This window comes from Roseomonas haemaphysalidis, from assembly GCF_017355405.1.
GTDB classification, from domain to species: domain Bacteria; phylum Pseudomonadota; class Alphaproteobacteria; order Acetobacterales; family Acetobacteraceae; genus Pseudoroseomonas; species Pseudoroseomonas haemaphysalidis.
In genome coordinates this window covers 1,004,995-1,022,814 of the sequence record NZ_CP061177.1, presented here as the reverse complement: position 1 = coordinate 1,022,814, position 17,820 = coordinate 1,004,995, and the positions used below count along the sequence as shown (strand labels likewise).

At 74.1% G+C, this 17,820-nt stretch carries 20 protein-coding genes and 1 tRNA gene; 10 read left to right on the top strand and 11 right to left on the bottom strand.

Annotated features, from left to right (window positions below):
- Positions 1-24: 24 nt before the first annotated feature.
- Both IAI59_RS04715 and IAI59_RS04710 read right to left on the bottom strand, forming a co-directional pair.
- Positions 25-1,161, bottom strand: a complete 1,137-nt coding sequence (locus IAI59_RS04715) for an extracellular catalytic domain type 1 short-chain-length polyhydroxyalkanoate depolymerase (RefSeq protein WP_207419144.1) — start codon at positions 1,159-1,161, stop codon at positions 25-27.
- A gap of 82 nt (positions 1,162-1,243) precedes the next feature.
- A complete protein-coding gene (locus tag IAI59_RS04710) occupies positions 1,244-1,666 on the bottom strand; it encodes a CopG family transcriptional regulator (protein WP_207419145.1) in 423 nt (140 codons plus the stop codon).
- Between the two features lie 144 nt (positions 1,667-1,810).
- Between IAI59_RS04710 and IAI59_RS04705 the strand changes: the two genes are divergently transcribed.
- Positions 1,811-2,179 (top strand): DUF6481 family protein, encoded by a 369-nt coding sequence (locus IAI59_RS04705; protein ID WP_237181196.1) that lies wholly within the window; start codon positions 1,811-1,813, stop codon positions 2,177-2,179.
- A 57-nt stretch (positions 2,180-2,236) separates the two neighbouring features.
- On the opposite strand, the gene IAI59_RS04700 is transcribed toward IAI59_RS04705, so the two are convergent.
- From IAI59_RS04700 to IAI59_RS04675, 6 genes are all read right to left on the bottom strand, one after another.
- A complete protein-coding gene (locus IAI59_RS04700) occupies positions 2,237-2,428 on the bottom strand; it encodes a DUF3606 domain-containing protein (protein ID WP_207419147.1) in 192 nt (63 codons plus the stop codon).
- 294 nt (positions 2,429-2,722) lie between these two features.
- On the bottom strand, positions 2,723-3,091 hold the full coding sequence (locus IAI59_RS04695) for a hypothetical protein (protein WP_207419148.1): 369 nt from the start codon (positions 3,089-3,091) through the stop codon (positions 2,723-2,725).
- A gap of 222 nt (positions 3,092-3,313) precedes the next feature.
- On the bottom strand, positions 3,314-3,523 hold the full coding sequence (locus IAI59_RS04690; protein WP_207419149.1) for a hypothetical protein: 210 nt from the start codon (positions 3,521-3,523) through the stop codon (positions 3,314-3,316).
- A gap of 68 nt (positions 3,524-3,591) precedes the next feature.
- On the bottom strand, positions 3,592-4,566 hold the full coding sequence (locus tag IAI59_RS04685) for a PEP-CTERM sorting domain-containing protein (RefSeq protein WP_237180928.1): 975 nt from the start codon (positions 4,564-4,566) through the stop codon (positions 3,592-3,594).
- Positions 4,567-4,849: 283 nt separating this feature from the next.
- A tRNA-Gly gene (locus tag IAI59_RS04680) sits at positions 4,850-4,924 on the bottom strand.
- 93 nt (positions 4,925-5,017) lie between these two features.
- Positions 5,018-5,497, bottom strand: coding sequence for a YbaK/EbsC family protein (locus IAI59_RS04675; protein ID WP_207419150.1), 480 nt, complete (start codon positions 5,495-5,497; stop codon positions 5,018-5,020).
- Between the two features lie 112 nt (positions 5,498-5,609).
- On the opposite strand from IAI59_RS04675, the gene IAI59_RS04670 reads away from it, so the two are divergent.
- The 9 genes from IAI59_RS04670 (at position 5,610) to IAI59_RS04630 (ending at position 14,887) form a co-directional block, all read left to right on the top strand.
- Positions 5,610-6,563 (top strand): tetratricopeptide repeat protein, encoded by a 954-nt coding sequence (locus tag IAI59_RS04670; RefSeq protein WP_408887626.1) that lies wholly within the window; start codon positions 5,610-5,612, stop codon positions 6,561-6,563.
- 46 nt (positions 6,564-6,609) lie between these two features.
- Positions 6,610-7,266: an LON peptidase substrate-binding domain-containing protein gene (locus IAI59_RS04665; protein WP_207419151.1), complete on the top strand. Its 657-nt coding sequence runs from the start codon at positions 6,610-6,612 to the stop codon at positions 7,264-7,266.
- A gap of 57 nt (positions 7,267-7,323) precedes the next feature.
- Positions 7,324-7,542, top strand: a complete 219-nt coding sequence (locus IAI59_RS04660; protein ID WP_207419152.1) for a Trm112 family protein — start codon at positions 7,324-7,326, stop codon at positions 7,540-7,542.
- Between the two features lie 15 nt (positions 7,543-7,557).
- Positions 7,558-7,923 (top strand): gamma-butyrobetaine hydroxylase family protein, encoded by a 366-nt coding sequence (locus tag IAI59_RS04655; protein WP_207419153.1) that lies wholly within the window; start codon positions 7,558-7,560, stop codon positions 7,921-7,923.
- A gap of 24 nt (positions 7,924-7,947) precedes the next feature.
- Positions 7,948-9,291, top strand: a complete 1,344-nt coding sequence (locus IAI59_RS04650; RefSeq protein ID WP_207419154.1) for an FAD/NAD(P)-binding protein — start codon at positions 7,948-7,950, stop codon at positions 9,289-9,291.
- Positions 9,288-10,118 (top strand): alpha/beta fold hydrolase, encoded by an 831-nt coding sequence (locus tag IAI59_RS04645; RefSeq protein ID WP_207419155.1) that lies wholly within the window; start codon positions 9,288-9,290, stop codon positions 10,116-10,118. Before IAI59_RS04650 ends, IAI59_RS04645 begins: the two co-directional genes overlap by 4 nt.
- Before the next feature lie 229 nt (positions 10,119-10,347).
- Positions 10,348-11,271, top strand: a complete 924-nt coding sequence (locus IAI59_RS04640; protein ID WP_207419156.1) for a dihydrodipicolinate synthase family protein — start codon at positions 10,348-10,350, stop codon at positions 11,269-11,271.
- A 341-nt stretch (positions 11,272-11,612) separates the two neighbouring features.
- Entirely contained in the window at positions 11,613-13,772 is a 2,160-nt protein-coding gene (locus IAI59_RS04635) for a TonB-dependent siderophore receptor (protein ID WP_207419157.1), read from the top strand.
- A complete protein-coding gene (locus IAI59_RS04630) occupies positions 13,769-14,887 on the top strand; it encodes an ABC transporter substrate-binding protein (RefSeq protein ID WP_207419158.1) in 1,119 nt (372 codons plus the stop codon). Before IAI59_RS04635 ends, IAI59_RS04630 begins: the two co-directional genes overlap by 4 nt.
- A 95-nt stretch (positions 14,888-14,982) precedes the next feature.
- Here IAI59_RS04630 and IAI59_RS04625 read toward each other — a convergent pair whose 3' ends face one another.
- The 3 genes from IAI59_RS04625 to IAI59_RS04615 form a co-directional block, all read right to left on the bottom strand.
- Complete coding sequence (locus tag IAI59_RS04625; RefSeq protein WP_207443841.1) at positions 14,983-15,195, bottom strand: hypothetical protein; 213 nt, start codon at positions 15,193-15,195, stop codon at positions 14,983-14,985.
- An 11-nt stretch (positions 15,196-15,206) separates the two neighbouring features.
- Entirely contained in the window at positions 15,207-16,298 is a 1,092-nt protein-coding gene (locus IAI59_RS04620) for a hypothetical protein (protein WP_207443839.1), read from the bottom strand.
- Positions 16,299-16,415: 117 nt separating this feature from the next.
- Complete coding sequence (locus IAI59_RS04615; RefSeq protein ID WP_207419160.1) at positions 16,416-17,708, bottom strand: RsmB/NOP family class I SAM-dependent RNA methyltransferase; 1,293 nt, start codon at positions 17,706-17,708, stop codon at positions 16,416-16,418.
- Positions 17,709-17,820 lie beyond the last annotated feature (112 nt).

Here is a 17,820-nt window from a genome sequence, read left to right as displayed (position 1 = left end):
GGGAATTCCTTCCCCCGGCCTGTTTTACAGCGCCAGAAAGAACCGCACCATCTCGGCCGAGGCGTCAGGCCCCTTTGCATCGGTATACGAGCCCGCGTTGCTGCCACCCGCCCAGGCGTGCCCGCCGCCATGCACCAGCCACTGTTCCTGCAGCACCCGGCCGGCGGCATCGGCGTGCACCGTGCGGGTGAAGGCATGGCCGCCGGGCACCTGGCCCTGCGTGGTGGTGGCGCGCAGGCCCGGGGCGGCGGCCTGGGCCGCCACCTGGGCCGCGTTGCGCGGGTGGACGGTGCTGTCGCGGTCGGCATGAAAGACGATGGTGGGCACCGGGCGGCCGGGCTGGCCGGCGGCGCCCTGCCGCATGGCGGCAAAAGCGCCGGGCATGTCCCGCGCCGCGCCGCAGGCCAAGCCCGAATGCACGCCCACGCCGGAAAACAGGTCCGGATAGCGCTGCCCCAGGATGGCGGCCGCGGCACCGCCGGCGGACAGGCCGGCGACGAACACGCGCTTCGGGTCCGCGCCGTAGTCGCGCAGCACGTCGCGCGCGATGCCGGCGATCAGCGCCGGCTCGCCGCTGTCGCGGTTCTGGTCGGCGGCATTGAACCAGTTCCAGCATTTCTGCGCGTTGGCCGCCTGGGTCTGGCCCGGATAGGCGACCAGGAAGCCATGCTGCTCGGCCAGGGCGTTCATGCGCGTGCCGGCGGCGAAATCCTCCGGCGACTGGGTGCAGCCATGCAGCATGACCAGCAGCGCGGGTGCGGCGGCGGGGCGGGCGGGAACGTACAAACGGTAGCCGCGCGTGCCGGCGGCACCGCCATGCGACAGCGACAGAAAGCGGGCGCCGGGCGGCAAGGGCTCCGGCGGGGTGGAACGCCCGGCGCCGGGCAGGCCGCCGGGCAGCTTGGCGGCCAAACCGTCCAGCAATCCACGCAGCCGGCTGGACGGCGGGGCGGCGACCTCGCCGGTTTCGGGGTCGACGTCCAGGATGCGGGGCGCGGGCCGGCCCGCGGCGGCCGGGCGCGGCGGGGCGGGTGGCGGCGGGGCGGGCGGCGGGGGAGCGGTGCCGCCGAGCACGCTTCGCAGCAGGTCGGTGGCTTCCGCCAGCTTGCCTTCGCGGGTCAGGCGGGTGGCCTCGGTCATGGCGGACGGGTTCAGGGGCATGGCGGGGCTTTCACGGCAAGGGCGGCGGTTCGGCGCTCCGGGGGTCCGGGGCCGGCGGCGGGGCACGCGAGGCGGCGGTCGGTCAGCCGGTGCGGTCGGCCAGCGCGGCCTTCACCGCGGCGCTGGCTTGCAAAGTGCCCAGCACGGACACGCGGGCGATGGCGGCGCGCGCCAGATCGGGCGTCACGTCGTCGGCGATGCTGGCAAGCCCGAGCACGCGGATGTCGAGCGGCTGCTTGGCATCGCGCGCCGCCTCCAGTTCCGCCCGGCTGATGTGGCGCAGGCCGAGGTCGAGGCTGCGGCGGGCCACGGACCGGCGCGTCGCCTCGGCATGGCGTTCCACCTGGTTGCGGATGGCGGTGCGGATGAAGTCGGTGCGGTTGGCGTAGAAGCCATCCTGCACCAGCAGGTCCACGTGGCCGAGGTCCACATGGCCGAGGTTGATCGTGATCTTCTCGGAGTCGCCCGCGGGCTTGCCCCGGGTCGGGCTTGTTTTGCCGGCCATGCTGTTCGCCATCCCTGCACCATCCATGTGGATGGTATCTGGAAGGGTGGAGGGCGGACTTCAAGCCCTGGTGCAGGGCAGCCGCGCGGCGGGGCGGCAACGCGCGGACTATGACGCCACCCCTGTTTCGCGCTAGGATGGGGCATGATGTCCAACAAGACAGCGACCGTCGCCGATCGGCTGACCACGGCAGCCAAGGCGAAGCAGCAGATGCTGGAGCGCTTTCGCGCCCGCCCCAAGGCGGATGATCCCGAGATGCTGGCCAAGCAGGCCGAGCGCATGGCGATCGCCGAGGCGCGGGATGCCCGCAACGCCGAGCGCCGTGCCGCCAAGGAAGCCGAGGCCGAGCGCCTGGCCGCCGAAAAGGCCGCGGAAGCCGAGCGCCGCCGCATCCAGGCCGCCGAGGAGGCTGCCGCCGCCGAGGAAGCCGCCAAGCACGCCGCCGCCTTGCCGGCCCTGCAAAAGGCCGCGCGCGACGCCCGCTACGCCGCCCGCCAGGCCCGCCGGCGCTGACGCCCCGGCCGGCCCGCCCCCCGGTTCACCGCCGGGACGGGCGGCCGGTGCCCGCCGTCAGCGGCGGGCCTTGCCCTTCTTGATCTCACGCTCCACCGCGCCACGCTCGCTCGACCCCGCGCGGCGGATGATCTCACGCACGATGGCCGGCGAAACGCGGTGCCGCTTGGCGAGGTAGGCCACCTCATCCTCGAGTTCGGCAAGGGCTTCCGGGCTCGGGGCCGCGGCGGTCGCCTTGATCTGATTCACTGGATCGTCCTGTGGTGGCTCCGTGCCCATCCGGGCACGGAAAGGAAAGCCGCCCGCCGCCGGGTGGCGAAAGGCGTTGGCCCGCGCGGACCGGGGGGGGTCCGCGCGTCGTGCGTGCCGCCAGGGCGGCAGGCTGTGGTCTTGGTCCGGGTGCCGGGCGGCCACGTGCCGCCGGGTCCTGCCCGCGATGAGGTGTCAACGCGCCGGCTGCCCTATCGGTGCATCCGGGCGGCGTGATGGCCTCGATAACCCGCTTATAGCATGGCGGGCGGCATTCGCCTCACGCCGTGATGGTCAGCCCAGCCGGCGCTGGGCGCGGCGCAGCAGCCAGCCGGACAGGCCGGGCGCCTTGCCGATGGCGTCGCGCAGCGCCTGCAGCTGCGCCTCGGCCCGGGCGCGGGCGACGGTGGCCTCCACCGCCTGGCCGCGCGCCACCTGGCGCCCTTCCTCCAGGTCGGCCAGCCGCTTGGCCAGAAAGCCGTCGGCCCCTTCCTGCTCCACGCGCCGCAGCTGCGCGCGCGCCTCGGCCAGCTCGGCCCGCAGCCGCTCCAACTCCGCCTGCGGCGCGGCGGCGCGGCCCTGCTTGCGCTGCGACTTGCCGCGAAAGCCCTTTTGCGAACGGCCGTTCATGGCGCGGACGATGCCGGGCAGGCGGCGCGGCATGGCCGCGCCTGGTCCAGGGGACGGGGCTGCATCACGGGATCCTCCATTCCGCCCGGCTCCCCGCCGGGCAGCCCGGCGGCGCGACGCCGGGCGCCTTTCCGTTAAGCCGGGGGCGAGAGCTTGTCCACCGATGGCAGGCGACGGGAACGGCGGACAAGGGCATTGGCCGCAACTTCTGTGCGGCCAGCCGGGCGGCCCCGGGGCGATGACCCGGGGCTGGCCTCAGCGATTGGCGGCCTTGTTGGTGCCGACGTTCTCGTGCCACTCGATCGGCAGGCCATCCCAGCTGGCCAGCGGCTTGCCGGTCCATTTGCGGCGCACATAGACCTGAAAGCCGTCCGCCGTCGCTTCCACATAGCCGGACTTGCCGTCGTTCAGCCGGAGGTGCTGCGCCAGCGCCTCCGCCTGTTCGCGCATGTAGCTGTCGCTCATGGCCGCGCTCCCTGTGCCGTGCGGCCGCGCAGACTACCGCAAGCGGCAGGCCGCGGCCAGCACGGGGCTCAGGCGCGCGCGGCGGCCGCGCCGCGGCGGCGGCGCACCCAGCCCAGGCCGGCCAGCGCCGTGCCCATCAGCAGCAGGCTGGACGGCTCCGGCACCGACACGCGGCCATGCGCCACCCGCTGCAGCGCCAGCGTCTGCTCCGCCGTGAAGCCGTAATCTCGCGCCACCCGCTCGTTGGCGCCGAGGCTCAGCGGGTCCACGCCGGTGACGTTGCCGAACACCACCAGGGCTTCCAGGTAATAGCCGAAGACGCTGGCGTGGTAGTTGTCCGGCGCCCACAGGTTCAGCCCGGTGCTGACGCCGTCATAGGGGTCGGCGTCGGCCAGCCCGCTCTGGATCGCGTCGTTCCAGGCGCCGCCCACTTCCAGCACGCGGTTGATGCTGGCGTTGCTCGCCTTGGCCTGCTCGTAGCCCTGCTGCACATCCGCCTGCATGGCGTCGATCGGCTTGCCCAGCCAGGGGCTCTGGGTCCTGTAGGTCAGGTCGGCGCGCGACCAGGTGGCGGTCAGGTTGATGTCGACATTGGGGTTCTGCGCGGTCAGCAGGTTGGCGAACAGGCCGGCGTACTGGATCAGCTTGGCCGGGTTGCCGGGATTGCTGGCGTCCAGCGTGCTGTAGCTTTGCAGCACCACGTGGTCCCAGGGCTTGTCCAGCAGGGCGAGCTTGTTGGTGTAGTGATAGTCCAGGCCCTGGCCCGGCGCCGTTTCCAGGCTGACCGTGTAGTTCAGCCCGGCCTGCTCCGTGAAGGCCTTGAACAAGGCCGGCACGCCGCCGATGCCCAGGCCGTTCAGGTCCGTCACGCTGTTCGCGTTGTAATTCTGGATGCTGGGGGAGCCACCGGCCGGCTCGCCATAGGTGAAGCTGTTGCCGACGAACAGGATGCTGTCGGCGGCTGCGGGCAGGGCCGAAAGCGACAGCGTCGCGGTCAAGGCCAGGGCGAAGACGGTGCGGCCGCCGGAGAAACGAGAATGCATGGATGGTCTCCTGTTCTTGGACGCCGGTCCGGTCGTTCTGCCGGTTGTGAGGCGCAGTTCAGGACACCTGCAAGTTGCATGCCTTGCAACAACGCATGGTAAAATCAACGGGTTGCGGCGCCATGCGCGCCTGCGCATGCGGTGGGTGTAAAGCCACGCAACAGGCACGCCTCAGGCTTCTTCTTCCAACCGCCGCCGGATGTGTCGGGGCGGGAACAGGCCAGACGCAAGAAAGGCCCGCTTGCGCGAGCCTTTTGCAAAACCGTCGTTCCTGGAAGGAAACTGGAGCGGGCGAAGGGATTCGAACCCTCGACCCCAACCTTGGCAAGGTTGTGCTCTACCCCTGAGCTACGCCCGCGCTCCGTTCGGCGTGGGCGGGCATTTGCCATGCGCGCCCGGCCCACGCAACCCCCGTTTTGCGGCCGGCCGCAAATATCCGCGCGCCGCCGGATCAGGCGGCTTCCGCCGCCGGCGGCTGGCACACGTCCACCCATTCGGCGCCCGCCAGCGCCGCCAGCCGCGCGGGCGCGATGCACAGCGCGCTGTTGACCGAGCCCGCCGCCGGCCACACCGCCTCGAAGGCCCGCAGCGACACGTCGCAATATACCGGCAACGGCGTGAGCAGGCCGAACGGGCAAACGCCGCCCACCGGGTGGCCGGTCAGCGCCACCACCTCCGCCGCGTCCAGCATGCGCGGCTTGGCGGCGAAGGCGGCGCGGGCCTTGCGGTTGTCCAGCCGCACGTCGCCGCGCGCCACCACCAGCACCACCCGCTCCCCCACCCGCAGGGACAGCGTCTTGGCGATTTGCCCGGGCGCCACGCCATGCACCGCCGCGGCCTCGGCCACGGTCGCGGTGCGGGCCTCGGTTTCGTGGATCTCCAGGTCCGGCGCGGCGGCGGCGAGATGGGCGCGGACGCTGCTGATGCTCATGTGAAGCCCCTGTTTGTGGGGCGCAGAGCCTAGGGGCGGCGGGCGTGCGGCGGAAGCCTGCGGCTCCCCCGGGCTTGCGTCCGCCCGGCGACCACGCATCTATGCCGGGAGAATGCAGCTGGAAGCCGAGTTCCCGACCATGGACGCGACCCTCACTCCCCCGACCGCCGCCGCCGCCGAGATCATCAAGGACAGCGACCAGAAGTCCTTCATGCAGGACGTCGTGGCCGCCAGCCGCGAAGTGCCGGTGCTGGTGGACTTCTGGGCCACCTGGTGCGGCCCCTGCAAGCAGCTGACGCCGGCGCTGGAACGCGCGGTGACGGCGGCGCAGGGCCGCGTGCGGCTGGTCAAGATCGACATCGACCAGAACCGTGCCCTGGTGCAGCAGCTGTCGCAGATGGGCCTGCCGCTGCAGTCGGTGCCCACCGTGGTGGCCTTCTGGCAGGGGCAGATCGCCGACCTGTTCCAGGGCGCGCTGCCGGAATCCGAGATCAAGAAGTTCATCGAGACGCTGCTCAAGGCCGCCGGCGGCCAGCTGCCCGGCGCCGACCTGCTGGCCGAGGCCAAGGCCGCGGCCGAGGGCGGCGACCACCAGACCGCGCTGGAGATCTTCGCGGCCCTGGCCCAGCAGGAGCCGGAAAACCCGGAGGCCTTTGCCGGCCTGGCCCGCGCCCTGATGGCGCTGGGCGAGGAGGACCAGGCGCTGGCCGTGCTGGACAGCGTGCCCGAGAAGCTGCGCCAGCATGCCGAGATCAGCGGCGTGCGCGCCGCGCTGGAGCTGGCCGCCGAGGGCCGCCGCGCGCGGGACCACCTGGCCGAGTTCGAGCAGCGCCTGGCCGCTGACCCGGACGACCACCAGGCGCGCATCGACCTCGCCATCGCCTTGAACGCGACCGAGCAGCGCGGCCCCGCCGCCGACGCCCTGCTGGAAGCCATCCGCCGCGACCGCGCCTGGAACGACGAGGCGGCGCGCAAGCAGCTGCTGAAGTTCTTTGAGGCCTGGGGCCCGATGGACCCGGCGTCCGTCAAGGCCCGCCGCGGCCTGTCCACCCTGTTGTTCCGCTGACACCGCGCGGGCGCGCCCGGCGCGCCCGCCTTCCGGAGCCGTGCCGATGACCGAAAGCGCCGCGCTCCCCGAACGCTTCGCCATCTTTCCGCTGTCCGGCGCCCTGCTGCTGCCGGGCGGCCGCCTGCCGCTGAACATCTTCGAGCCGCGCTACAAGGCGATGGTCGAGCACGCGCTCGGCTCCGGCCGCGTCATGGGCATGGTGCTGCCCGATCCGGCGCTGCCCAGGCCCGGCGGCCGTTCCGGCATCTACCGCACCGGCTGCCTGGGGCGCATCGCCTCCTTCGCTGAAACGGGCGACGGGCGGTACCTGATCACCCTGCTCGGCTTGTGGCGCTTCGACGTGCTGCGGGAATTGCCGGACGACACGGCCGGCTACCGCCGGGTGCAGGCCGACATCACGCCCTATTTCGCCATCGACGAGCGGCGCGACGCCGACGAGGTGGACCGGGACGCGCTGCTGGACGCGCTGTGGCCGTATTTCCGGGCCAAGCAGATCGAGGCCGACCGCGAGGCGGTGGAACGCATCCCGCTCAGCGAGTTGCTGACCACGCTGTGCATGATCTGCCCCTTCGACGACAGCGAGAAGCAGGCGCTGCTCACCGCGCCCGACACCCGCCGCCGCGCGGAGCTGCTGACAGCGATGCTGCGGATCGACGCGGTGCCGGCCCTGGGCGGGGATGTGGGGCGGCCCCTGCAATAGCCCTGACCCGGCCTCTCGGTTGACGCGCTGCCCGCCATGGCGCAGGAGTCCGGGAACATGAGCACCCCGAACGACACCCCTGATTCGACCTCGCCCGCCGGCGGCCCCGTCGATCCCCGGCTGCTGGAGATCCTGGTCTGCCCGCTGACCAAGGGCCCGCTGGTTTATGACCGCCAGCGCGGCGAGCTGATCAGCGAAAAGGCCGGCCTGGCTTATCCGATCCGCGACGGCATCCCGATCATGCTGCCGGACGAAGCTCGCCGCCTCGACGCCTGAGGCGCCGCCGGCCTGATGGCCACCCCCACCGAGATCCGCCTGCGGCAGGCCGAGCGCCTGCTGGAGGTGCGCTTCGACGACGGCGCGGCCTTTGCCCTGCCGGCCGAGTACCTGCGGGTGGAAAGCCCGTCCGCCGAGGTGCAGGGCCACGGCCCGGGCCAGCGCAAGTGGGTAGCCGGGCGGCGGCACGTGGGCATCCTGCGGCTGGAGCCGGTGGGCCATTACGCGGTGCGGCTGGTGTTCGACGACCTGCACGACAGTGGCATCTACAGCTGGGCGCTGCTGCGCCAGCTGGGCGAGGAGCGGGCGGCCCGCTGGGCCGCCTACGAGGCCGCGCTGGCCGAGCGCGGGCTGACGCGCGACCCGCCGGCCCGGCGATGAACCGACAAGGCGGAGTTGGCGTGCATGGACGGCTATGACGCGGCCATCGTCGGCGGTGGTTTCGCCGGCACCGCCCTGGCGGCGCGGCTGCGCGCCACGCTGCCGCCGGGCGCCCGCATCCTGCTGCTGGAGCCGGGCGAGCCGGGCCCCGGCCTGGCCTATGGCACCGAAGACCCGCACCACCTGCTGAACGTGCCCGCCGGCGGCATGAGCCTGGACCCCGACCGCCCGGCCGACTTCGCCGAATGGCTGGCCGCGCGGCCGGACGCCCCCGCCGCCCCCGCCGATGGCGGGCCGGTTTTCGCGCCCCGCCGCACCTACGGCACCTATCTGCGCGAGCGGCTGGCCGCCGCGGCGGTGGAGGTCGTGGCGGCGCGGGTGGAGGCGGTGGAACGCGTGGATACGGGCTTTCTGCTGCGCGACGGCGCGCGGCAATGGCCGGCGCGCCGCGTGGCGCTGGCGGTGGGCGGCTTCGCCGTGGCGCCGGGTGCCGCGGCGGACGGCCCGCCCCTGCTGGAGCCCGACCCCTGGTCGCCCGGGGCGCTGCGCGACATCGACCCCGACAGCACGGTGCTGCTGGTCGGCATGGGGCTGACCATGGTGGACCTGCTGCTGTCGCTGCGCGGCCGGGGGCACCGCGGGCCGGTGGTCGGGCTGTCCCGGCACGGCTGGCCGCCGCTGCCGCACGTGTCCGGCCCGCCGCCGGCGCCCTGGCCGGTGGAGCTGCCGCCGGGCGAAGGCCCCGCCGCGCTGAGCCGCCGCCTGCGCCGGGCGGCACGCGCGGCCGCCGCCGCCGGCCAGCCCTGGCAGGCGGTGGCCGACGGTGCCCGGCCGCAGCTGCAGCGCATCTGGGCGGACTGGACCCCGGCGCAGCGCGCCAGCTTCCTGCGCCACGGCCGCAGCGCCTGGAACCTGCACCGCCACCGCCTGGCCCCCGCCGTCGCGGCCACGCTGGCCGCCGAGCACGCCGCCGGGCACTTCACCCCCCTCGCCGGACGCCTGGCGTCCTGGCACGCCGACCCTGGCGGCCGCACCGCCACCGCCATGCTGCGGCTGCGCGGCGGCGGCGAGCAACGGGTGTCCGCCGGGCGCATCGTGCTGTGCATGGGCCCCGACGCCGCCGGCTGGCGCAAGGCCGCGCCGGTGCCCGCCCTGCTGCGCGACGGTCTGGCCGGGCTGGACCCTTCCGGGCTCGGGCTGACGGTGGCGGGGGCGGACGGGCTGCTGCTGGATGCCGCTGGCCGGCCGGTGCCCGGCCTGCACGTGCTGGGCCCGCTGACCCGCGGCGCCCTGTGGGAAATCACCGCCGCCCCCGAGATCCGCGCCCAGGCCGCGCGCATCGCCGCCGCCTGGAGTGCCGTTCCATGACCCTCGACGACCTGGAGGCCGCAGCCCGGCGGCACGAAACGCCCTGCGGCGAGGGCAGCATGGTGTGGCACGAGTGGGGCGACCCGGCCGCGCCCCCCCTGCTGCTGCTGCACGGCGGCTCGGGCTCCTGGCGCCATTGGGCGCGCAACGTGGAGGCGCTGTCCAGCCACCGCCGCCTGCTGGTGCCGGACCTGCCGGGCCTGGGCGAATCCGCCCTGCCGCCCGCCGGCACCGACCTGCCGGGCTATGCCGCGCTGGTGGCGGATTCCTTTGCCTCGCTGCTGCGGCCCGGCACGCCCTTCGACCTCGCGGGGTTTTCCTTCGGCGCCATCAATGCCGGGCGCATCGCCGCCGCCGCGCCGGCTGGCCGGCTGCGCAGCGTGGCGCTGGTCGGCGCCGGGGGGCTCGGCCTGCCCGCCATCCCGTTCCGGCTGTCGGGCGTGCGCGCCAAGCAGGGTGCGGAGCGGCAGGCCGCGCACCGCAGCAACCTGGCCATGCTGATGCTGGCCGACCCGGCGCGGATCGACCCGCTGGCCCTGCGCATCCAGAACTGGAACAGCGACCACGCCCGGCTGCACAGCCGCAACCTGGTGCCCGCCGGCGCGCTGCGCGATGCCCTTCCCGGCATCCGCGCGCCAGTGACCATGATCTTCGGCGAGCGCGACGCCATCGCCTTTCCCTTCATGGCCCGGCGCGAGGCGCTGTTGCGCGCCAGCCACCCGGACGCCGGGTTCCACGTGGTGCCGCGCGCCGGCCATTGGGTGCAGTTCGAGGCACCGGAGGCGGTGGACGCGCTGTTGCTGCGGCATCTCGGCGTGGTGGGGTGACGAGGCCCGGGGGCAGGCATTCCCCCGGGTTCCCCGGCTGACGTTCGCTGCAGCATCGGCAAGGCGGGCGATGGCGGCCGCCGGCAGCGCCTGGGCCAGGGTGGGAGCCGCGGGCGTATCTTTTCGCCGGAGCTTGCTTTCCCCCGTGTCCCGATAACTGCTATAGCAGTTTTCCGGGCGTGCCGTCGGCAAGAAGGCAGAACGCCCCCGCCCGTGAGGAGGAGCTGTCATGACCACCACCCCCGATCGCGTTTCCGCCGCGCTGTCCGGCATTTCCGGCATCCTGGTCACGCCGCTGGACGCCGCCGACCAGCCGCGGCCCGAGCGGCTGCGGCCGATCATCGACCGTTGCGCCGGGGCCGGCGTCGACGGGCTGACCATCAACGGCAACACCAGCGAGTTCTACAGCCTGACCCTGGCCGAGGCCGAGCGCATGCAGGCCGAGGTTCCCGGGCTGATCGCCGGGCGGAGCGTCACCATCGCGGGCGTCGGCCGCAGCGTGCAGGATGCCGTGCATCTCGCGTCCCGCGCCAAGGCGGACGGCGCCGACGCCATCATGGTGCACCAGCCGCCCGACCCCTTCATGGCGCCGCGCGGCGTGATCGAATACGTCAAGCGCGTGGCCGACGCCGCCGGGCTGCCGGTGGTGCTGTACCTGCGCAACGACGCCATCGGCCTGCCGGCCATCGAGCAGCTGTGCCGCATCCCGGGCGTGTCCGGCGTGAAGTGGGCCACGCCCAACGTCATGACCCTGGCCAAGGCGATCCACCGCGTCGGCCCCGGCATCAACTTCGTGTGCGGGCTGGCCGAGCCCTGGGCGCCACCGATGACCGCCGTGGGCGCCAAGGGCTTCACCTCCGGGCTGATCAACCTCCTGCCGGAGCGCTCGGTCGCCATCCGCGATGCGCTGGCGCGTGGCGACTATGCCACCGCCAACGGCATCATCGCCGGCATCGAGACCTTCGAGGCGCTACGGGCGGAGGAGATGAACGGCACCAACGTGTCCGTGGTCAAGGCGGCGCTGACGCTGACCGGCTGCGACGTCGGCCACGCCCGCCCGCCCGCCGCCTGGCCGCTGGCGCCGGACAGCGCGCGCAAGCTGGAAGCGCTGGTGGGCGAGTGGGGGCTGCTGCGGGCGGCGGCGGCGGAATAGGCGTTGGCCGAAGCGGGCTCCGCCTTCTCTGAACTTTTCCGCCGGGGTGGCTGAGCCACCCCGGGCCCCGGGTATCAGGACGGCCCGGACGGCACTGATGGCGCCCGCCCGGCGGGGCGGGGCACAGGATTTCCCGGGGCCGGCGGCGTGGAGCCGGCCCCTGCCACGCGCGGCGAATGGCGGAACCCGGGGGCAGCGCCCCCGGCCTGCCCGCCCCCCCCCCAAGCACTCCCCCCTATGCAACCCCCGCGCAATGTTGCAAACCATTCGCATTCTCAGATCAGGACCGGGGGTGGTCAGCAGTGACTCTTCGCAGCAGGGGGCCGGCGTTCCGGCGGGGCATGGCGCTGGCGACGACGGCGCTGACAGGTCTGGTGCTGGGCGGTGCCGCCGCCCGGGCGCAGGAGGCCGGGACGCCGTTGCTGCTGCCCCAGATCAACGTGCAGGCCACCGCCTGGCGGGCCTGGGAGCCGGTGGAAGGCTACGTCGCCCCCGTCACCACCACCGGCACCAAGACCGACACGCCGCTGATCGAGACGCCGCAGTCGGTGGGCGTCGTGACGCGCGACCAGATCGACGACCAGGCCGCCACCACCGTGTCGCAGGCGCTGCGCTACACGGCGGGCGTCTTGCCGGAGGTGCGGCCCACCGGGCGCTACGACAGCGTCTTCGTGCGCGGCTTCGGCGGCCAGGGGGCGGGCGCGGCCTATGTGAACTTCCTGGACGGGCTGCGGCAGCAGCGCGGCATCTCCTATGCCGTGCCCAATGTGGACCCCTGGCTGCTGGAGCGGATCGAGGTGCTGCGCGGCCCGGCCTCGGTGCTGTACGGGCAAACCGGCTCGGGCGGCATCGTCAACCTGGTCAGCCGCCGGCCGACCGCGGTGCCGGTGCATGAGATCCGGCTGGAAGCGGGCACGGACGGGCTGCTGCAAACCGCCTTCGACTTCGGCGGGCCGGTGACGGAGGACGGCACCTTCCTGTACCGCCTGACCGGCATCGGCCGCATTGCCCAGACGCAGTACGACTACAACGAGGAGCAGCGCATCGCGGTCGCGCCCGCGCTGACCTGGAAGCCGTCGGACGACACGACGCTGACGGTGCTGGGCAACTACCAGTACGAGCCCGAGGGCGGCTTCTACAACTTCGCCCCCGCCGTCGGCACCGTGCTGCCCAACCGCTTCGGGCGGCTGCCCAGCAGCTTCTTCAGCGGCGACCCCAACTACAACCTGTTCCAGCGCCGGCAGGCCTCCATCGGCTACCAGTTCGAGCACCGCTTCGACGACACCTGGACCGTGCGGCAGAACTTCCGCTACCAGCACATCGACGCCGAGTTCCAGGCGGTTTCCGGCCGCGCGCTGATGGCCAACCAGCGCACGCTGAGCCGCAGCATCGTGCATGCCATCGAGCACGCGGACACCCTGGCGCTGGACAACCAGGCGCAGGCCAGCTTCTCCACCGGCGGGCTGGACCACACGCTGCTGCTGGGCGTGGACTGGGCGCGCAGCTCGGCCAAGCGGCGGCTGGGCAACGGCACGGCGGGCGTCTCGTCGCTCGACATCTTCGCGCCGGTGTATTTCCAGAACTTCGCCGAGCCGGCGCTGGCCACCACCGGGCAGATCCAGGATCAGCTCGGCTTCTACGCGCAGGACCAGGTCGCGCTGGGCAAGCTGCGGCTGACGCTGGGCCTGCGGCAGGACTTCGCCAGCAGCGAAACCAACACCCGCGCCACCGGCCGCAACGCCAGCCAGGAGGACAGCGCCTTCACCTGGCGCGCCGGCGCGCTGTACCTGTTCGACAACGGGCTGGCGCCCTATGCCAGCTATTCCACCTCCTTTCTGCCCAATGCCGGCACCACCTCCCCCGCCCGCGGCGGCAATCCCTTCGACCCCACCACCGGCGAGCAATACGAGGCCGGGCTGAAGTTCCAGCCCAACGGCTCCAACAGCTACATCCAGGCGGCGCTGTTCCACATCACCCAGCAGGACGTGCTGACGCCCGACCCGGCGGCGACCGCCTTCAGCATCCAGACCGGCGAGATCCGCTCGCGCGGCTTCGAGCTGGAAGGGCGCGCCAGCTTGTCGGATAACCTCAGCCTGATCGCCGCCTATGCCTACACCGATGCCGAGGTGACCAGCAGCACCGTGGCCGGCGTCACCGGCAAGCGGGTGCCGCAGGTGCCGGAGCATTCGGGCAGCGCCTGGGCCGACTACCGCTTCCGTGACGGCCCGCTGTCCGGCCTCGGGCTCGGCGCCGGCATCCGCTATGTCGGCGCGACGCAGGGCAACGACACCAACAGCTTCCGCGTCCCGGCCTTCACGCTGTATGACGCGGCGGTCCGCTACGACCTCGGCGCGCTGCGCGAGGACCTGAAGGGAGCCGAGGTGACGCTGAACGTCAGCAACCTGTTCGACAAGAACTACGTGTCCTCCTGTTCCTCGACGGATGCCTGCTACTTCGGCAACCGCCGCGTGGTGCTGGCCGGGCTGCGCCTGAAGTGGTGACCGCGCGCCGGGCACTGCTGGCCACCGCCGCGCTGGCCCTGCCCTCCCTGACCATGCCCTCCCTGGCGCGCACCCAGGCCACGCCCGTCGCGGCGCGGGACCTGCTGGGCCGCGACGTGGCGCTGCCCCGCCCGGCGCGCCGCGTGGTCTGCCTGCCCGGCCGCCTGCTGGCGGTGCTGAACCTGCTGCACCCCGACCCGGCGTCCCTGCTGGCCGGCTGGTCGGGCGACATGCGCAGCGGCGCGGTGGCCGAATACGCCGTGTGGCGCGCCCGCTTTCCGGCGCTCGACGCCGTGCCGCTGCTGGGCCAGGGCACGGTGCCGGAGCCAGGCACGGTGGAGCGCATGCTGGCGCTGGACGCCGACCTGGTGCTGCTCAGCCGCGCCAGCGCCACCGCCAGCGGCGGCGCCGTGCTGCGCAGCCTGGACGCCGCCGGCCTGCCCTATGCTGTGGTGGATTTCTTTGCCAGCCCCCTGCGCGACACCCTTCCCAGCCTGCGCATCCTGGGCACCCTGCTGGGGCGCGCGGAGCAGGCGGCCGCCTTCACGGCCTTTTATGCCGAAGCGCTGTCCCGGGTGCGCGACCACGTGGCCGGGCTTGCCACCCTGCCGAAGCTGATGATGCACGCCCATGCCGGCGGCACCGCCTGCTGCAACTCCCCCGGCCAGGGCACCTTCAACGACCTCATCCGCGCCGCCGGCGGCCACAACATCGGCGCCGACGTGCTGCCCGGCGCCGTGGGGCCGCTGACGCTGGAATACCTGCTGACGGAGGACCCGGCGGTCTACGTGGCCACCGGCGGCTCCTACAACGGCCGTGGCGGCGTTCTGCTGGGCGCCGGCATCGCGGAGGACGCGGCGCGCGCCAGCCTCGCCGAGGTCATCGCCCGCGACCGCCTGGGCGCGCTGACCGCCATCCGCGACGGCCATGCCCACGCGCTTTGGCACGGCTGCAACGACAACCCATCGCATGTGATCGCGATCGAGGCGCTGCTGCGCTGGCTGCACCCGGACCGCGCCGGAGGCATCGACCCGCGCAGCAGCCTGGACACGCTGAACACCCGCTTCGCGGCGGTGCCGATGCAGGGCACGTACTGGGTGGATCTGCGCGGCTGACGGAAACGCCCCGCTGGGCTGGGGCGGAAGCCATCCGGCGGCGGGCGTGAAAACGGAACGAAGACGGCGGTTCGGGGGAATGCCCCCCCGACCTTCTATCCCCCCGCCAGCGAGCGCGGCAGCCATACCTCCAGCGTCCCCGCGCTGGGCCGTGGCGAGTAATGCGTGAAGTCCTGCACCGCCCAGCCGCCACCCAGACGGCTGGCCAGCTGCATCGCCGCCCCCTGGTCGGTCGGCGCGAAATAGCGCACCACCGCCACGTCCGGTGTGGCCCCCACCTGGCGCAGCTCCACGTTGCTGTCCGGCACGGCGCGCTCGGTCAGCGCGGCGGCGGCGCCACGGCCGCCCAGGCGGTAATGGGCGACAATGCGCAGCCTGCCGGGGCGCGGCGCGGCGGGCGCGGCCTCGCCGAGCTGTGCCGCCTCGGCCACCACCCGGCGGGCATCGGGCAACGGGGGCGGCGGCGGCGCGGGCGCGGCGGCGGGTGCCGGGGCCCGGGCGGGCGGAGGTGGGGGCGGCGGTGGAACGGGCAGCGCGGCCACCTGATCCGCCGGCACCTCGGGCACCGCCGCCGCTGGTGGCGGCCGGTCGCGGGTGGCCGGGGGCTCGGGCGCCGCCGGCGGGGGCGGGGGGGGGGCAGCGCGGCCAGCCGGTCGGCCTGCGCGTTCGGCAGGGCCGCGACCGGCGGCGGCGCCGCGCCGCGCGCGGCGGCTTGGGGCGGGGGGGCGGCGGCCGGCGGTGCCTCGGCAACGGGCGTCGTGCCGCTTTGGGCCGGTGCCGGGGCGTTTGGCGAGCCCAACCATTGCAGCACGGCGGCGCCGGCGGCCAGCAGCCCGAAGGCCGTCAGCAGCGGCGCCCGCCACTGGCCCGCGGCGGCGCGGGGTGCGGCGGCGGCCACGCGCGATGCCGGCGCCTTGCTCCCCGGCACGGGCAGCAGCACGGCGCCAGACCGGACCGGCAAGGGGGCGGGGCGGCTTTCGGCCACCGCCGCCGGCACGGGCCGCGCCGCGGGCGCCGGCAACAGGGCACGCCGCACGCGGTCCATCCAGCCTTCCGCCGGCATGGCGGGGGGTGCCGCCAGCAGGGCGCTGTCCAGCACCATGCTGAGGCGCCACACGTCTTCCTCGGTCAGCACCAGGTGCAGGATGCCCGGCTGCTCGGCGTCCTCGCCATCCGCGTCCAGGCGGCGGCGCAGGCGCTCAACAGGCTCGGGCGCCCTGGCGGGGACAAGGTCCACCAGCGCCACGCCGTGGCGCGGATGCGCAAAGGCGAAGCGCGTTTCCACCGGCGGCAACGCCGCGCCGGGGTCGGGCACCAGCCGCAGACGCTGCCAGCCGAGTTCCTCGAAGCCGCCGGACACGAAGCTTTCGGCGGGGTCCGGGGCAGCGGGGGTGTCGTGTCGCTGGTCCATCGGGGCCTCCTTGCGCGGGTGGCCGGGCGCCGGTCGGGCGCCCGGCCACCCGGGCGGGTCGGCGCCCAGGCAGCATGGATGACCCGTGCGGGGCAAGACGCCCGCACGGTAAGGTGTTCAGCCGGCGCGAAAGCGGGCGATAAAGAAGCCGTCCATGCCGCCCTGCTCGGCCCACAGGTCCGGCCGGGTGCGCAGCCAGCCCTCGGGGGTGATGGCGGCTTCCAGCCCCGGCACCTCCTCGGGACGGATCGGGTCGGGCCGCAGCCCGGCGGGGGCCGCCGCCGCCTGGGCCTCGCCTTCCTCCGCCTGCAGGGAGCAGGTGGCGAAGACCAGCCGGCCGCCGGGGGCCAGCAGGGAAGCGGCATGGGCCAGCAACGGCTGCTGCAGCCTGGCCAGGGTGGGCACGTCGGTCGGGCGCTTCAGAAAGGGCACGTCCGGGTGGCGGCGCATGGTGCCGGTGGCCGAGCAGGGGGCATCCAGCAGGATGGCGTCGAAGCGCGTGCCGGGGTCCCAGGTGGTGGCGTCGCCCTGCACCACGCTGGCGTCCAGGCCCAGGCGGGCCAGGTTCTCGCGCAGCCGCAGGATGCGCAGCGGGTCGCGCTCCACCGCCACCACGCGGGCGCCGGCGGCGGCGAGCTGCGCCGTCTTGCCGCCGGGCGCGGCGCACAGGTCGGCCACCGCCTCCCCCGGGCGGGCGGCCAGCAGCCGGGCAGGGAGCGCCGCGGCGGCGTCCTGCGCCCAGGCGTTGCCTTCGGCGAAAACGGGCAGCTCCGTGATGCGCGTGCCGGCGGGCAGGCGGGCGGTGCCGGTGGGCAGCAGCACGGCGCCTTCCGGCAGCGCCGTGCCGGGCTTCAGCGACAGGTCCAGCGGCGCCGGCTGCCGGTGCGCCCGGGCAATGGCGCGCACGGCGGGGCCATAGCTCTTGTGCCAGGCGGTCCACAGCCAGCCGGGGGTGTCCAGCCGCTCGCCGTCCAGCTCCTCCAGCGCCTGCGGGCCGTCCGTCGCCACCTTGCGCAGCACGGCGTTGACCAGCCCGGCGAAGGGGCGCGGCACCAGGTCCACGCAGCTCGCCACGGCGGCATGCGGGGGGGTGGCCAGCAGCAGCAGCTCGGCGGCACCGATGCGCAGCGCCTGGCGCACCTCCGGCGGCGGCTCGCGGCGCAGCAGCGGCTCCAGCACGGCGTCCAGGCTGCCCAGGCGGCGCAGCACGGCGGCGGCGATGCGGTGCGCGGCGGCGCGGTCGCGCGGGTCGGAAGGCGGCAGGGCGTCCAGCGCCTCCTCCAGCGGGCGGTGGCGGTCCAGCACGGCGGACAGCAGCGCCAGCGCCGCGCGGCGCGTCGGGTTGCCGCCGCGCGCGGGCGGGTGCTGGCGGGGGGTGCGGTGGCGGGGGTTGCGGTTTGGCGGCGTCATTGCGGGCAGCTATGTCGCCTTCCGCCGCCGCGTGCTAGGGGGAAGTCGGCTCCCGCACGGGCTGCCGCCCGCATGCCTGCCCCCCGCCGGGTCGCGCCGAGCGCGCGGCCCC

Excerpts from the sequence above, each read along its gene's own strand:
- IAI59_RS04710 (WP_207419145.1), bottom strand. The coding sequence starts at position 1,666 with ATGGCCGGCAAAACAAGCCCGACCCGGGGCAAGCCCGCGGGCGACTCC.
- IAI59_RS04715 (WP_207419144.1), bottom strand. The coding sequence starts at position 1,161 with ATGCCCCTGAACCCGTCCGCCATGACCGAGGCCACCCGCCTGACCCGC.
- IAI59_RS04685 (WP_237180928.1), bottom strand. The coding sequence starts at position 4,566 with ATGCATTCTCGTTTCTCCGGCGGCCGCACCGTCTTCGCCCTGGCCTTG.
- IAI59_RS04645 (WP_207419155.1), top strand. The coding sequence starts at position 9,288 with ATGACCCTCGACGACCTGGAGGCCGCAGCCCGGCGGCACGAAACGCCC.
- IAI59_RS04640 (WP_207419156.1), top strand. The coding sequence starts at position 10,348 with ATGACCACCACCCCCGATCGCGTTTCCGCCGCGCTGTCCGGCATTTCC.
- IAI59_RS04695 (WP_207419148.1), bottom strand. The coding sequence starts at position 3,091 with ATGCCGCGCCGCCTGCCCGGCATCGTCCGCGCCATGAACGGCCGTTCG.
- IAI59_RS04650 (WP_207419154.1), top strand. The coding sequence starts at position 7,948 with ATGGACGGCTATGACGCGGCCATCGTCGGCGGTGGTTTCGCCGGCACC.
- IAI59_RS04660 (WP_207419152.1), top strand. The coding sequence starts at position 7,324 with ATGAGCACCCCGAACGACACCCCTGATTCGACCTCGCCCGCCGGCGGC.
- IAI59_RS04670 (WP_408887626.1), top strand. The coding sequence starts at position 5,610 with ATGCAGCTGGAAGCCGAGTTCCCGACCATGGACGCGACCCTCACTCCC.
- IAI59_RS04655 (WP_207419153.1), top strand. The coding sequence starts at position 7,558 with ATGGCCACCCCCACCGAGATCCGCCTGCGGCAGGCCGAGCGCCTGCTG.
- IAI59_RS04615 (WP_207419160.1), bottom strand. The coding sequence starts at position 17,708 with ATGACGCCGCCAAACCGCAACCCCCGCCACCGCACCCCCCGCCAGCAC.
- IAI59_RS04675 (WP_207419150.1), bottom strand. The coding sequence starts at position 5,497 with ATGAGCATCAGCAGCGTCCGCGCCCATCTCGCCGCCGCCGCGCCGGAC.
- IAI59_RS04705 (WP_237181196.1), top strand. The coding sequence starts at position 1,811 with ATGATGTCCAACAAGACAGCGACCGTCGCCGATCGGCTGACCACGGCA.
- IAI59_RS04665 (WP_207419151.1), top strand. The coding sequence starts at position 6,610 with ATGACCGAAAGCGCCGCGCTCCCCGAACGCTTCGCCATCTTTCCGCTG.
- IAI59_RS04635 (WP_207419157.1), top strand. The coding sequence starts at position 11,613 with ATGGCGCTGGCGACGACGGCGCTGACAGGTCTGGTGCTGGGCGGTGCC.
- IAI59_RS04690 (WP_207419149.1), bottom strand. The coding sequence starts at position 3,523 with ATGAGCGACAGCTACATGCGCGAACAGGCGGAGGCGCTGGCGCAGCAC.
- IAI59_RS04620 (WP_207443839.1), bottom strand. The coding sequence starts at position 16,298 with ATGGACCAGCGACACGACACCCCCGCTGCCCCGGACCCCGCCGAAAGC.